The 14,690-nt window shown below is 29.7% G+C and carries 11 protein-coding genes and 1 tRNA gene; all 12 read right to left on the bottom strand.

Going from position 1 to position 14,690, the window contains the following annotated elements; genetic code table 11:
- Positions 1 to 6: 6 nt before the first annotated feature.
- Positions 7 to 1,080 carry a mannose-1-phosphate guanylyltransferase gene (locus tag EXD82_RS09085; RefSeq protein WP_142536604.1) on the bottom strand — a complete coding sequence of 358 codons (1,074 nt, stop codon included), beginning with the start codon at positions 1,078 to 1,080 and terminating at the stop codon, positions 7 to 9.
- 33 nt (positions 1,081 to 1,113) lie between these two features.
- Complete coding sequence (locus EXD82_RS09080; RefSeq protein ID WP_142536603.1) at positions 1,114 to 2,808, bottom strand: phospho-sugar mutase; 1,695 nt, start codon at positions 2,806 to 2,808, stop codon at positions 1,114 to 1,116.
- A 21-nt stretch (positions 2,809 to 2,829) separates the two neighbouring features.
- Positions 2,830 to 4,380 carry a murein biosynthesis integral membrane protein MurJ gene (gene murJ, locus EXD82_RS09075; RefSeq protein WP_142536602.1) on the bottom strand — a complete coding sequence of 517 codons (1,551 nt, stop codon included), beginning with the start codon at positions 4,378 to 4,380 and terminating at the stop codon, positions 2,830 to 2,832.
- A 44-nt stretch (positions 4,381 to 4,424) separates the two neighbouring features.
- Positions 4,425 to 5,399 (bottom strand): cell wall-binding repeat-containing protein, encoded by a 975-nt coding sequence (locus tag EXD82_RS09070; RefSeq protein WP_142536601.1) that lies wholly within the window; start codon positions 5,397 to 5,399, stop codon positions 4,425 to 4,427.
- Between the two features lie 25 nt (positions 5,400 to 5,424).
- Positions 5,425 to 6,075 carry a sugar transferase gene (locus EXD82_RS09065; RefSeq protein ID WP_142536600.1) on the bottom strand — a complete coding sequence of 217 codons (651 nt, stop codon included), beginning with the start codon at positions 6,073 to 6,075 and terminating at the stop codon, positions 5,425 to 5,427.
- 72 nt (positions 6,076 to 6,147) lie between these two features.
- Complete coding sequence (locus EXD82_RS09060) at positions 6,148 to 7,251, bottom strand: cell wall-binding repeat-containing protein (RefSeq protein WP_174919217.1); 1,104 nt, start codon at positions 7,249 to 7,251, stop codon at positions 6,148 to 6,150.
- A 224-nt stretch (positions 7,252 to 7,475) separates the two neighbouring features.
- Positions 7,476 to 9,464 carry an N-acetylmuramoyl-L-alanine amidase gene (locus EXD82_RS09055; protein WP_142536598.1) on the bottom strand — a complete coding sequence of 663 codons (1,989 nt, stop codon included), beginning with the start codon at positions 9,462 to 9,464 and terminating at the stop codon, positions 7,476 to 7,478.
- Between the two features lie 205 nt (positions 9,465 to 9,669).
- On the bottom strand, positions 9,670 to 10,947 hold the full coding sequence (locus EXD82_RS09050; protein ID WP_174919216.1) for a stalk domain-containing protein: 1,278 nt from the start codon (positions 10,945 to 10,947) through the stop codon (positions 9,670 to 9,672).
- A 110-nt stretch (positions 10,948 to 11,057) separates the two neighbouring features.
- Positions 11,058 to 12,308 (bottom strand): hypothetical protein, encoded by a 1,251-nt coding sequence (locus tag EXD82_RS09045; protein ID WP_142536596.1) that lies wholly within the window; start codon positions 12,306 to 12,308, stop codon positions 11,058 to 11,060.
- A 24-nt stretch (positions 12,309 to 12,332) separates the two neighbouring features.
- Positions 12,333 to 12,629, bottom strand: coding sequence for a hypothetical protein (locus EXD82_RS09040; protein WP_142536595.1), 297 nt, complete (start codon positions 12,627 to 12,629; stop codon positions 12,333 to 12,335).
- Positions 12,630 to 12,879: 250 nt separating this feature from the next.
- Positions 12,880 to 12,954: transfer RNA gene (locus EXD82_RS09035), tRNA-Gln, on the bottom strand.
- A gap of 545 nt (positions 12,955 to 13,499) precedes the next feature.
- Positions 13,500 to 14,423, bottom strand: a complete 924-nt coding sequence (locus tag EXD82_RS09030) for an NAD-dependent epimerase/dehydratase family protein (protein ID WP_142536594.1) — start codon at positions 14,421 to 14,423, stop codon at positions 13,500 to 13,502.
- Between the last annotated feature and the right edge of the window lie 267 nt (positions 14,424 to 14,690).

Here is a 14,690-nt window from a genome sequence, read left to right as displayed (position 1 = left end):
TTTTATTTATATATATTCCTGTTTATCTTTTTCTTTAAGCATTTCAACTATTTTTTTTACGTCCTGAGCTCTATCTTTTCTACAGACCATAACTGCATCATTTGTAGAAACAACTATTAAGTCATTTATGCCTACAGTAGATATTAACTTATCATCAGAATAAATAATTGAATTTGAAGTATCTATAGTTATAAGATCCCCTCTTTTTATATTTCCTTCCTCATCTGATGGATATATGGCTCCAAGAGAATCCCATGAACCTACATCATTCCATCCAAAATTTCCAGGAACTACAACTACATCATTACTTCTCTCCATTATACCGTAATCTATAGATATAGATTGTAGAGAAGGATATATTTTTTTTACTGTTTCATATTCACAAGGCTTTCCTATATCCATAGAGATTTTTTCAAGCTGATTATAGACTTTAGGAAGATATCTTTTAAAATCCTCTAAAATTTTTGATACTTTCCATACAAACATTCCACTGTTCCATAAGTACTCATTGGAACTTATATATTCCTTTGCCACTTCAAAACTTGGTTTTTCAACAAACTCTATAACATCATATACCTTATCTGAGATTACAGATTCATTATCAAATTTTATATATCCATATCCTGTTGATGGAAATGTAGGAGTTATACCAATTGTAACTAGCTTATTATATTTTTCAGCTGCTTCTATTGCTGTTTTTATAGTTTCTCTGAAATTTATTTCATCTTTGATATAATGATCTGCAGGATATACACACATAACTCCATCTCCATACTTTTTCATTATATTAAATGCAGCAAATCCTATTGCAGCTGCTGTATTTCTTGCAAGAGGTTCCTTTAAAATATTTTCCTTGATACACTTATCTCCTACGATTTCAGAAAGTGCATCAACTTGTTTTTCATTTGTCACAACAAAAAGTTTATCTTTGTCTGAAAGTTCCTCTATTCTTGCTATAGTCTCATTTATAAGCGCATCTTCACCACTTAGATTTATAAGCTGTTTGGGAAGTTCTTGTCTACTAAGAGGCCAGAATCTTGTTCCTCCACCTCCAGCCATTATAACATTATATATATTCATATCATCAACTCCGAATTAATTATATTTAAAATTCTATATACTTTCTATTATATTCATAATATTTTCATACATAGAATTAAGTTTTCTATCAGAATCTTCAATACTATCATCTGATTTTGCTCCAAAATATATCTTTATTTTAGGCTCTGTTCCTGATGGTCTTATTGCAAGCCATGATTTATCCTTCATTATAAATTTAAGTACATTAGATTTTGGAAGTCCATCTATGCCATTTTTATAATCTTTAATCTCTAAAAGATCATTAAATCCAATTTCATTAGGATCGGAATTTCTAAGATATGTCATTATCTCACTTATCTTTTCAACTCCTTTTTTACCCTCTATTACAATTGACTTCAATTTATCTGAATAATAACCATACTTTTCATAAGTATCATACATATATTCATATATACTTATACCTTTTGATTTACAATAAGCAGCAATTTCACATATTATAAGTGCTGATACAACCCGGTCTTTATCTCTGGCATGAGTTCCTATAAGGTAACCATAGCTGTCTTCATATCCCATTATAAAATGCTTTTCATTTGTTTTTTCAAACTCATTTATCTTTTCTCCAATAAACTTGAAACCTGTAAGCGTGTTTATTGTTTCAACACCATATTTTGATGCTATTTCTGCGCCAAGCTCAGATGTTACTATTGTTTTTATTATTACAGAATTTGATGGTATATTCCCGTTCATATTTTCCAATATATATCTTACCATCAATGAGCCTATTTGATTTCCATTTAGAACCTTATATTCCCCTTTCTTATTTTTTACAATAAGACCTACTCTATCGCAGTCAGGATCAGTTCCCATTATTATATCTGCACCCACCTTGTCAGAAAGTTTTTTAGCCATATCAAAAACTGATATTTCTTCAGGATTTGGATATTTTACAGTAGAAAACATAGGATCGTGTATTGTCTGTTCTTCAACAATAGATAAGTTTTTAAATCCGCACTCATTTAAAACCCTTGATATAGGCATCAACCCTGTTCCATGTATAGGTGTATATACTATTTTTAAATCTTTAGCATATTTACAGACTATATCCTCATTTACAATCTGTTCTTTAACAGCATCTATAAATGCATCATCAACGCTATTATCTAGAACCTCTATCATATTCAGTTTTAAATATTCATCATAAGATTTAACTTTTATTGCCGAATAATCCTTTATTGAATTTATCTCTGCTATTATATTATCTGCCACTTCTATACATATTTGTCCGCCATTACTATCATAGACTTTATAACCATTATATTCTTTTGGATTATGGCTTGCTGTTATAACTACTCCCATAGTACATTTCAAATATCTAACAGCAAAAGAAAGTTCTGGGGTTGAACGTAAATCATCAAAGATGTATGATTTTATACCATTTTCAGCCATAACCTTTGCTGTTTCAATACAGAATTCACGTGATTTATATCTATTATCATGAGCTATCACAATTCTGTTATTTTCTTTTCCAAATGATTTTTTTATATATTCACAAAGTCCTGCTGTAGCTCTTCTTATAGTGTACTTGTTTACTCTATTGGTCCCAGCACCTATTTTTCCTCTTAGTCCACCAGTCCCAAATTCAAGATTTTTATAAAATCTTTCTTCTATTTCATTTTCGTCATCTTTTATACTAATAAGCTCTTCTTTTGTTTCTGAATCGAAATATTCCGAAAGCAACCATTTGCTGTATTCTTTTTTATAACACATAATCTTACCTCTCCCTATATATTACTTCTTGATAATTTTTCGTTTCATATTATTCAGTATTTCATATACCATACTAATTTCTTCAACTTTCATCAATTTTATAATTATAAAATAGATTGCAGCACCAATAACTACTGAAATTCCGACAGATATAATTTCATTTATCATACCTGTTCCAATCATCGAATAACTCATATTATATACAAACCATGAAACGATTCCCATAATTAATGATGCTATAAGGCTTTTTATACCTGTTTTCATCATTCTATCTAATCCAAAATATCCTGCTTTCTTTTTAAGTGTATAGAACATAAGAATAATTGTTATTATAGAAGCAATACTTGTAGATACAGCAAGACCCTTATATCCAAATGGTTTTATAAGTATAAAGTTAAGAACAATATTTATTATAAGAGCTATGCTTCCATTTATCATTGGTGTTTTAGTATCTGAAAGCGAATAAAAAACTCTTATAAGAACATCTCTAAGACCCATGGCTACAAGACCCAAAGAATAGAACCTAAGTGCATTATACGTCATTTCAGTAGACTCTGAGTTGAATGCACCCCTTTCAAATAGTATCCTGACTATAGGTTCAGCCAAAACTATTGCTCCTACTGTTATAGGCAACACCAGTAGAACTATAGAGTTTGCAGAAGTTACTATTGTATCAATAAATCGTTCTCTATTTTCATTCTGTGTCATTTGTGCAAGTTTTGGATATATAACTGTGACTATTGATGTTACAAATAGAGCCATAACAAAATCATTTAATTTATTGGCATAATTAAGCGCTGATAGTGGACCATCGCCAAGAGTAGATGCCAAAGTTTTATCTACCATTATATTTATCTGACCTATTGCAACCCCTATAAGTATAGGCATCATCAACACTATCATTTCTTTTATATTTTCATCTTTCAAGTTGAAATACGGCATATATCTGTACTTCTTTTTTATTGCAGCAGGTATCTGAAAAAGCATCTGGCTGGCCATACCTAAGAGAGCACCTATAGCCATTATTTCAATACTTGTTTTTGTACTTAGTACAATTGCAGTTATTATTATTATATTATATGGTAAACCAACAAGACCTGGTATGACAAAATTATCATTTACCTGCAGATATGAGCTTACTATTTTGCTTATACTTAAGAAGATTACACCTGAAAACATTATTTTTGTAAACTTAACCGCAAGATCAAATTTTTCTCCTTCAAATCCAACGGCCAGAATTTCAATTATATTTCCAGTAAAAATAAGCCCTAGAATACATACTATAATAGAAAATACAAGAACTATATTTATCATATTATTGGTAAATCTAAGACTTCCCTCTTCCCCACTTTTTTCTTTTGTTTTAAAATATATAGGGACATATATTGTTGCTATTGCAGTCCCTACAACTGCTATTATAAGACTTGGTATATTAAGAGTAAGCAGAAATACATCTGCGTATTCTCCGGTTCCATAAAAAGTTGCAAGAACAACTTCTCTAAAAAAACCAAGAACTTTTGAAAGCATTGTAGCCATCATTATCCACAATGCTGCTGTTGCTGTATTTGACATATACATCTCTGCCACATCGAAACAATGCGACAATACCTCCTTTTCTATTTTAGTATAATCGCTCTGAAAAATATTATAAAAATAAGCAGTATAAGTATTATCACATTCTTCATACCACTATTCCAGAATATATTTAAAATATTTTGTTTATTATAATCAAAACCAATTGTTATAATATCCTCCAGATTTGATTTTTCTATACATGCTATATCTTTAGATGTAATATACCCCTCTGTAATCATCACATCGTACCCATACTTTGATGCGACTACACATGATGAGATACTTGTAGTTATATCCTCTACTTTATATTTATTTGAGTTTATTGCAAATACTTTTTTAGTATTCTTATCTTCTGCCATATGTATTATTTTATTATAATTTATATTTCGACTAAACTCTCTATCTTTTCCAAAATATGTTATATTATCTTTTCCATACTTTTGTTCAACTTGTTCTATTATATCTCTAGACTCCCATATAACAGGTATATCCCTTTTTAAAGCATCCAAATATATGTGCATGATTTTATTCATACTCATGCTAGGATTTACACAGTAAATCTCATCTACTTCTTTAACAGAAGAAATTTCATCAAGTATTTTCATACTTGTATCATTTCTATCAATACCATGTATTCTTTTCACTTCAACTTCCATATCTTTTAATTTGCCTTCTGTTTCTAGAGATATACTATCTGCTCCACCTATAATAGTTACTTCTTTTATTCCATTCTTTTTTAAAGTGTTCTCCTCTTCAGAAGACATATTTTTCCCTGATATGACAATAACAGGTGTTTCTTTTATATCCGCCAATACTGATGCACTAATTCCATCGAATACAGCAGCTTCACTTATCATAAACACACGACCGGTTTCATGTATATATGGCTCTGATATATCAATAGAGATATTTGTTTTGTTATCTGTTATACTCTTAAATTCATAAGCTTTTACACAATCATTATATAAAAAAACACTTACAAATATAATAAAACCCACAAATAATTTTTTTAACATATATTCTGTATCCTTATCTAAAATCTTATCTGGCTCCATCTCCTGTTAGAACAACGGCTACTGTTTTGAAAAGTATTTTTATATCTAAAAACACACTTCTATTCTGTATATAGTAAAGATCTTCAATCAGCTTTTCTTCTGGTGTTATATCGTATCCACCATTTACCTGAGCCCATCCAGTAAGTCCTGGTTTTATAGATAATCTATTTATAAACCCCGGAATATCTCTGTCAAATTCAATTGTAAATGAAGGTCTTTCTGGTCTTGGGCCAATTATACTCATGTCACCTTTTAATATATTCCATAACTGTGGAAGTTCATCTATTCTGGTTTTTCTTATAAATTTACCTGTTTTTGTTATTCTTGGATCATCTTTTTCTGCCCATTGCATACCAAATTTTTCAGCGTCAGTTCTCATAGATCTAAGCTTATATACATATATCTGCTTTCCTAATTTTCCAACTCTCTCCTGCTTATAAAATATAGGCCCTCTATCTTCAAACTTTATAAAAATACCTGTAATAAATATTATTGGTATAGCTACTACCATTCCGATTGCTGATAAAACTATATCAAGTATTCTCTTATATAAATCGTATAATACACCACCTTTAACCAAGCTTACATCTATATTTTCAAAGTATTTATCAAAATTATCGCTTTCATTATAGCTCACTCTATTCCCTCCGTTAAACAAATTATTTTATACTATCTTTATATTATACTTAATTTCCAAAGCATTATCAACCTATACTTGGCCCGCAGAAATCCCCCTTATAAGCATAAATACAAGCATTGCACTTAATACAATTCCCGAAATTATACCTCTTTGCTCTTCTGTTAATATAATTAGTTCTCTTTTTTCAAGTTTAAATCCTACACTGCATAAATTCTTTATACCATATTCATCTATCATATTTTTAGCTTCCTTTTGAAGATATCCTTCATCATTCAATACAAGTATATTATTTCCTGTAGCAAATTTCGGCATTATAGCTATCCCATTTATAAAATCTGACGATATAGTATATCCTTCTTTGCTTATATTTCCAGCTTTTACAATATATGCTGTATCAGCATTGTCTATATCAAAGAATTTTTTATTAATAACTCTATTAAGTTCAAATTTATCCTTGGTTACAATTCTTTCTACATTTAAATCCATATAAAGTTTTTCAAATGTATCACCGAATTTATTTTCATCACCGATTAAATATATCTTTTCTATTGAATTTTCTCTTACAAAATCAGATGCTTTACTATACCCTGTTTCATCTGTGAATATTATAGGTATATTATATTTTACTGATGCAGGAAGTACACTCATTGCATCTGAATAACCATCTACACTGTTGTATACGAAAAACACCTCTCTCTTTTTATGTTTTTTAATCATCTTTTCAGCTATATCTATAGATGCATTGTCATTGTAATCATTATATATTCTTTCTGTTTCTATGCCTATTCTTTCTATAATTCTTTCTATATTTCTAGGAATCTCATGTATTCCACCATATATATATACTTTTTTAATCTTACTGTTTTTAAGAAACTTATATGTATATTCGGATAACTCTGTATCTCTTGTAAGTAATATTGGTTCGTTATTATTTATAGCATATGAAGATAGAGATATAGCATCTTCTATATTTGAGGTATTCATAAGTATTGCTTCTGTTGAATTTTTCCATTGGCTTTCTCCAGATTTTATAATAGTATCAAATCGATCTATACCTACAATACTACTTTTATTATAATTATTTAAATAAAAATGATTTATTACATCACCTGAAAAATATGATATTATGACTAATATAGCAATCGCAACTGATGCAAATATTTTTTTCTTCATTTTAAATTCTCCTATCCTATAAAATAACATTTAATTTATTATATCATTTATTAACTAATCTTATTTTGAATATTTATTCATAATTCATACTTATTTAAAATCTGAAACATTCCGATTATATCATATATATAATCAACTATCAATCTGATGAATATTCAATATATAATTTCTACAGGTTATATAATATAAAAAGGCGGGAAATATCCCGCCTTTAAATTAAGTATCTATTTTAAAGTCTGAACTATACCTTCTCCTATCTTCTGACCAAGTTTATCAGTTCCACCTTTGTTTGCTATTGCATTCATATCTGTTGAATTATCTATAAACGCACATTCAACAAGTATAGAAGGATAGTTATTTGTTCTAAGTACATAGTAATAATCTGTACCACTGCTGTTTGTCTTATATTTTATTCCTCTGTTTGTAAGCCCAAACTGTCCTATTATCTTATTAAGTACATTAGTAGCTGCTGTTTTTGTTAATCCGCCATTTTTATGTTTTACCTGATAATAGACTTCTGTACCCTTTGCTGTTCCATTAAAAGAGTTGAAATGTATACTTGTAAATAAATCCGGACCAATAGTATTAGATATTGCTGTTCTACTTGCAAGTGTAAGAGTTTTGTCAGTGTCTCTTGTAAGTACAACATTTATTCCGTTACTTCTAAGATATTCACTTGTAGCTAACGTTGTATCAAGCGTATAATCTTTTTCTTTTCTACCAGATGAAGTTGCACCCGAATCACTTCCTCCATGCCCCGCATCCAGTACTACAGTTTTTCCAGTTCCTGTAGAAGTATTTCCACCATCAGATGAATTGTGTTTTGAAACACTTGCTGCAATAGAGCTTATTACAGTTGATTTCATTCCTCCACCTACCTGGTATACTTTATCAGCCTTAAATGTAGAAAGATTTTCTGTATGTCTTGCTGAAACATAATTTGTAGGGTTTATAAGTATTGGAGATTTTTTCTTGGCTGCAAGAGGTCCACATGTAAGTGCATCTATATAATCATCTGATTTAGCAACAAAAAGTGCATCTATATCAGTATCGTAGAATTTTTTCATAACTGCCGCGTTTGTTTCGTGTCTATCAGTACCGTATACTCTATTTCCAGATACATTTTCTGAAGTTATTCCGTTTATACTGCTTATAAGTGTATCTGATATTACATTACTTCCACCTATAAAATAGGCATTCTGAAGGCTTTCTCCTTTTAGCCAGTTATATGTAGATGTTGATGTTGCATTCTTATCTGCAAGTATTATAGGCTGTTTATCCTCCCCAGCTTTTGCAGCTATAGTAAGTGCATCAACCTGTCCTGTAGATCCATTGGCAACATATATTTTATTTACATCGTGATGAGCATCTATTTTCTTAGCTACATTAAGAGACAACTCATAGTTATTAGAACCTGTTATACGACTTACTGTAGCACCTGTAGACTGAAGTCTTGTTACTGCTTTTGATGACACATCATTTGTATCTCCAACTATTATTATTTCCTTTGCACCAAGTCTTTTTATTTCTGTAAGAATTTCATCAGGTACAACATCTTTGCTTGAAAGAAGAATTGGTGCATCATATGTAGTTGCAAGAGGTGTCGATATAATTCCCTCTAAACTTGCATTTCTGTTAACTATTATTACTTTATCAGATTTCGTCCAGCCTTCCTTACTTACTTTTATAGCTGTTCCATATCTATTGTCACCTATAAGCTGAGTAACCGGAGCTGACGTTCTTGTTGCATATCTCTGTATACTCTGAACAGAAGAAAGGTCAACAACTATTTCCTGTGTTATATCGCATGAATCAAGATCAAGTCCCATATCCTCAAGGTCATTTCTATCAAGTGTATATGGAGATGATGAATTGACTACTATATTTTCAAGCTCCCATACATTAAGATTTTCAGGGTCTTTATTAAACTCTATTGTACCCTCATATGCACCTGTTTTTTCATTATAATTTAACACTGCATCAAGTGGCATATCATAACATATAAAATTAAGAACTATACTTTCAGCTCCTGGATTCTCTTTAAATTTTACAGAAACATCAGATGTACTTCCAAGAACGACACTTGTTCTTTCAAGATCTATCTGTATTTCAGAATTTATACTCTCCGCATTTACAACAGCTGTAGACATTGCCGGTGCAACTATTGCAGATGCCATCATTACCGCCGCTACTGATTTGAATTTTCTTTTCATAAATACCTCCTATCTAAATAATGTACAATATTCTATTGATTGCAATACATAACCGCAATCTATAATATTCTCTAAACATACATAATTCATACATACCATATAAATGATGTTGATAAACAAATTCATCTCCATCATCATATTAACCATTATAGCACAAAAGGTTACATTTTGTAACCTTTTGTTTCCATAATTTTTTATTATTATTTTACTCAGTTGTTTCATCTGTAGATTTCTCTTCCTCATCCATATATGGATTTTTTTCTGTAACAGGATTTATAAAGTCAGAGAAAAATCCTTTAACTCCATATTTTGTATAATATGAAATTTCTTCAGCACTATTATATGTATTCATATAAACCATTATATCTCTTTCAGAAAGTTCCTCAACAAATTTTTTATTGAATTTATTTCCTTCTATTACAACAACTTTTATACCATGCTCATATGAAAAATCTATTATATCTTTAGCGTTTAACTCTTCCTGCTTATACAGAGAATAAATCATTGATTTAAATTCATATGTATCCATTATCGCATCGTACATATTCTCATCATAAATCTGTGGAATCATCCTATCCAGCACAGATGCATCAACTTCCTTTGCTATACTTACAAGTTTTTTATAAATTTCTCTTGACTCTTTCGCATCAGTTTTTAAATCTATAACAGAGTACATATCTTTATTTTCTTTCATCTCTTCACATAGATTCCTAAACGACAAGGTTGTATACATACCGTGTATCTTTTGGCCTTTAAAGTCTGAATACCTTACAGCCTTTCCCTCCCATGCTTTTGGAAGTCCAAGATCTTCAGCACCTCCCCATGCATGTAAAAGAACCGGCTCATTATCAAGGGTCATAGCTATATCAGCTTCAAATACCCTATATCCATTTTTATAGTTTCTTTCAAAAGCCTCTAAACTATTTGTATATGTTTTCTGATCTATTCCCCCCATTGCATGAGCAATATATTTATTATCTTTTGTCCATGAGTAATCAAAATTAGATTTAAAACTGTCTATGAAAAGTCTATTTTCTGATGCTTTCATAACATTAAGTGGCATATCTTCAAGTACAAACTCTACAGGTATGTAAATATGACCATTTATCATTTCTACTCTTCCATCCATTTTTATCTCTTTTTCTGAATTTTTTTCTATTACAATATTAGATCCTTTCTTCATCTCATAGACTTTATCCTGATAATTAAATATTATCTTTCCAAAGCTCTTTTCCTCATAATCCACTTTTTCACCTAAAGCTTTTATTACATCATCCAAAGCCACAAATATTATTTCATTTCTTTCTTTATATGGCTCTGATGGAACAAATTTCTTGTTATTTATATATACAGTCTCTGATATTTCTGTATTTTTATACTCCCGAATTCTTTTACTGTCCTTATAATATATAGCTCCCATATATATTCCAGACATGATTATAAAAATCAGGAACAAAACTATAATTTTGTTTACTGCTTTCATCTTAAGAAACATCTGGGTAATTTTTTTTAACGACTCTATACTAAGCACCTCACTTCAATCTAAAAGTATTTTTCTCTAAAAAAACAATACATCTTTTGTAAATCAATATACTACTTAACTCTTATGTATATTTTTCTACTATAAAGCCACATCCCAAATAACAACCATATTACCATATATACACATGAAAATACAATACTTCTGTAAGAACTTCCTACTATTTTTCCTATCATTTCTATTGTAACCCATTCATTAAAGGGAATATAAGTACCTAAAGATATCGAATACAATCTGATAATACTCATAATCTTATATATACCTTCAGCAACAAGTGTTATAAATAAATAAGACGAAGACATAGCAATAAACGGATATGCTAATATAGAAGTGTATTTCCCTTTATGATAATCAAATATTATATACATAACTGTAAAAAATATTATATATACACCACACATAATAAATATATACGGAGTGCATCCTGGATTTAATCGTTCTGAAATGACATATATATACAATATTCCTAAAACAATAATAGAAAATCCTATAAACAATGATGTTTTTATTATTCTCTTTATTCCTCTTTTTCTTCTACAGAACATTATTCCTATAGAAGAAACAATAAATCCGGCAAATATCATAAATACACATATTTTTAAAATTGTATCTATCCCATAAATATTAATTGCAGCAACTAAATTTGATATAAATTTATTACTTATAATAGTTTTTAGTATATTATCCATATATCCCATTTGACCAATACTGCATAATATACCAACAAGTATCCCAAAAGAAAACAACATTTCTGAACTCGTTCTATTTTTTATACCTATTTTTTTCAAAAGCACATATACACTATAAATTATAAAATGAACTACTCCAATCGCTGTAAAAATATACCCTGAAGGTATCATCCCTTCGTTTAAAACAGATAAAACTGTCATTAATATACCTGCAATAAACATATAAAGAGATACTCTTATATTTTTTAAGATACATAGCTTGAAGGATCCAGATTTCTGCATATCATACTCATATTCAAGAGGTATTGTAAACAATATAGTCAATACAAGAAACGATATTGATACACTATACATAGATATTCCTCCATCTAAAGGATTGTATATCCACTTATTAACACTCAACTCTCTTCCCGGACTCATACACAATATAAATAATGCTATTGAAAGTCCAATTATAAAATCAGCTGCCTTTATTTTTTTTATATTATCTTTTTTTACATACTGTTTTATATTTTTATCATCTTTTATATCTATTTCAAATTCATTCACAAAATCTCCTGAATCAGATTTATTTCTGATTTCATCGTTTCGTTCCATATCATCAGACGATTTCATGTGTCCACCTTCTTCTCAAACCTCTTACTTTTTCTTTTTCTTTGATTTTTTCTTTTTCTTCTTCCATGCAAACTGCACTTCTTCCTTCTCATCCTCTTTTTTATTTGGTTTTTTCTTATCAGAAGTGTCTTTTCTAAAATACTTGTTAAAAACTGCTCCTATAAGCCCTCCGACTCCTATACCTAAAGCTATCTCAAACCAGTTATCCTGAATTTTATTCATATACATGCTTATTGGATCTTTCCTCTCAGCTAATACATTAGCTGAACTAAGAGCAAATATAACACAGGCAGTAAATAGTTTTTTTACTTTATTCTTCATATATACTTTCCTTTCAAATCTACATAGTATTACATAATATTCAGTATATCATATACCAGTTATGCAAATATATAATAATATAAAAAAAAGACGGTACAACCGTCTTTTTTTCATTAATGAAAATTTGAATGTTTTAGTTTGGAATTTTGAGTGTTTTGTTCTATAATGGTTTAGTTTTCATTGATATATGAAATCGCTTATTAGAAGCGATATTTAAAAATACTCTATCTTACGATAGAGTATTTTTGACTGGCTGGGGATATAGGATTCGAACCTATGCATGTATGAGTCAGAGTCATATGCCTTACCGCTTGGCGAATCCCCAATATTAATTTCTGGAAGTTTTTATTCCCTTGCCTTTCGACAAGATATATAATACACTAAAAATTAAACTTTGGCAATACCTTTTTTATTCTTTTTTTGTTATTTTTTTAAAAAAAAGAATAAGTGCATTAAAAATGCACTTATTCACCCACTATCTATAAGATAGATATTAAATTGGAAAACCTGATGAGGGTCAGGTTTCACTATGGTAAGCAAACTTATTAGTCCTATAATTATTATAAGTCTTTTTAATAATTATTTCAAGCATATGTCTTTAATATGTTCAAATTTTTCAAAAAAATTACCTGCATAGATCAAAGCCTCTACGCAGGTAAACATATTCGCGACTGATAAACGCGATTCTGTCAATACTAAAACTGAAATTTTCTTGAATAATTGAATAATGTGTACAAAGTATGGAACTACCAATTCCATAAATAATTATAATATTTTTTATATTATTAATCAATCTTTTCTATAACTTTTCTAAACTTTCTTTAATTCTTTTGTATGACATCTTAATATTAATAAGTTATCACGATAATTTTATTTATTCTTTTTCTTTTTTAAGCTTTTTGTAATAACACTAAGCACTCCACCCTTTATATAATCCTTTTTCACAATTTTTATCTCCGCTTTATTCTTTATAAAAGGTTCCTTTTCCTCAAACATAAGATTATATCTCTTGTCTGTATCAAATGTATACGAAACATTATAAACCTGTCTTGCTATACCATGACTTGATTTTATGGCATCTGCAATAAGCATATAAACATTAAATTCATCTATCGGTCTATCCGGAACTATATTGAAAACAGAACTTCCAGCATATCCATCAAAACCTCCGTAAACAGACTCCACAATTATATTTGAAAGATCCTCTACACTTACAGGGAAATATCTCTGACCTGCATTTGTCATAGCTGTTTTCTGTCTGTTTATATCCTTTATTATCCTGTCCATAAATCCACCTTTGAAACAGTATCTCTCTCTTGAAAAAACATCTCCCATTCTAAGCTTCACAAGATTAAGCCCTTCTCTGGCACTTTCATCTACAATTCTCTCAGCTTCCTTGTGAGCTTCATACTTGAGATTAAAATGCAGAATCTCCTTTCTACAAACTTCAAGAGAAGATATATAGACAAATCTTTTTACATTCGAATCTCTGCAAAGTCTAAGAGTTTCTCTAAGACCTTTCATATACTGCCCCCACTCTCCTGATACAGACATCCTGTCAAGAATAATACTTCCTGCAAAAATAACAATATCCGGTGCAAAATTTGAGAAAAATCCCTCAATATTTTTCTCGTGGTATTTTCCGGTATACATCCTTATATTATCTCTTTTGGGTAGAAAATCTGCCTCAAAAGGATCGTAGGATATTATACCAGTCTCAAATTTTCTATCTACAAGTTTTTTTATGAGAACAGATGCAAACACATCCGCCTCTCCTATATATAGTACTTTCATATCAATCAACTCCAACGAACTCTTTTTTATTCTAAAATAATAGTTTTCTCGAATATATTATATCATACGAATTATCTGTATATTTATAATTTTTAAATAAAATATATGTTTCAATAACATTATATAATATACTAATTGTTCGATTTTTGGAATAACTCACTATCTGTGAACTACACTCCACTTATTTCACCTACGGCTCATTGAAGTGGAGGCTTCTTGGTCGAGTAATCCAATGATTACAGCATACCCAAGCTAACAGGCTAGTTC

The sequence above is a fragment of the Peptacetobacter hominis genome, assembly GCF_006861675.1.
GTDB classification, from domain to species: domain Bacteria; phylum Bacillota; class Clostridia; order Peptostreptococcales; family Peptostreptococcaceae; genus Peptacetobacter; species Peptacetobacter hominis.
The sequence above is the reverse complement of the archived record's forward strand: the minus strand, read 5'-3'. Positions and strand labels throughout refer to the sequence as shown.

Bases quoted from the DNA above. Each gene is read 5' to 3' on its own strand.
- EXD82_RS09085 (WP_142536604.1), bottom strand. From the start codon at position 1,080: ATGAATATATATAATGTTATAATGGCTGGAGGTGGAGGAACAAGATTC.
- EXD82_RS09080 (WP_142536603.1), bottom strand. From the start codon at position 2,808: ATGTGTTATAAAAAAGAATACAGCAAATGGTTGCTTTCGGAATATTTC.
- murJ (WP_142536602.1), bottom strand. From the start codon at position 4,380: ATGTCAAATACAGCAACAGCAGCATTGTGGATAATGATGGCTACAATG.
- EXD82_RS09070 (WP_142536601.1), bottom strand. From the start codon at position 5,399: ATGTTAAAAAAATTATTTGTGGGTTTTATTATATTTGTAAGTGTTTTT.
- EXD82_RS09060 (WP_174919217.1), bottom strand. From the start codon at position 7,251: ATGAAGAAAAAAATATTTGCATCAGTTGCGATTGCTATATTAGTCATA.
- EXD82_RS09055 (WP_142536598.1), bottom strand. From the start codon at position 9,464: ATGAAAAGAAAATTCAAATCAGTAGCGGCGGTAATGATGGCATCTGCA.
- EXD82_RS09050 (WP_174919216.1), bottom strand. From the start codon at position 10,947: ATGAAAGCAGTAAACAAAATTATAGTTTTGTTCCTGATTTTTATAATC.
- EXD82_RS09045 (WP_142536596.1), bottom strand. From the start codon at position 12,308: ATGAAATCGTCTGATGATATGGAACGAAACGATGAAATCAGAAATAAA.
- EXD82_RS09040 (WP_142536595.1), bottom strand. From the start codon at position 12,629: ATGAAGAATAAAGTAAAAAAACTATTTACTGCCTGTGTTATATTTGCT.
- EXD82_RS09030 (WP_142536594.1), bottom strand. From the start codon at position 14,423: ATGAAAGTACTATATATAGGAGAGGCGGATGTGTTTGCATCTGTTCTC.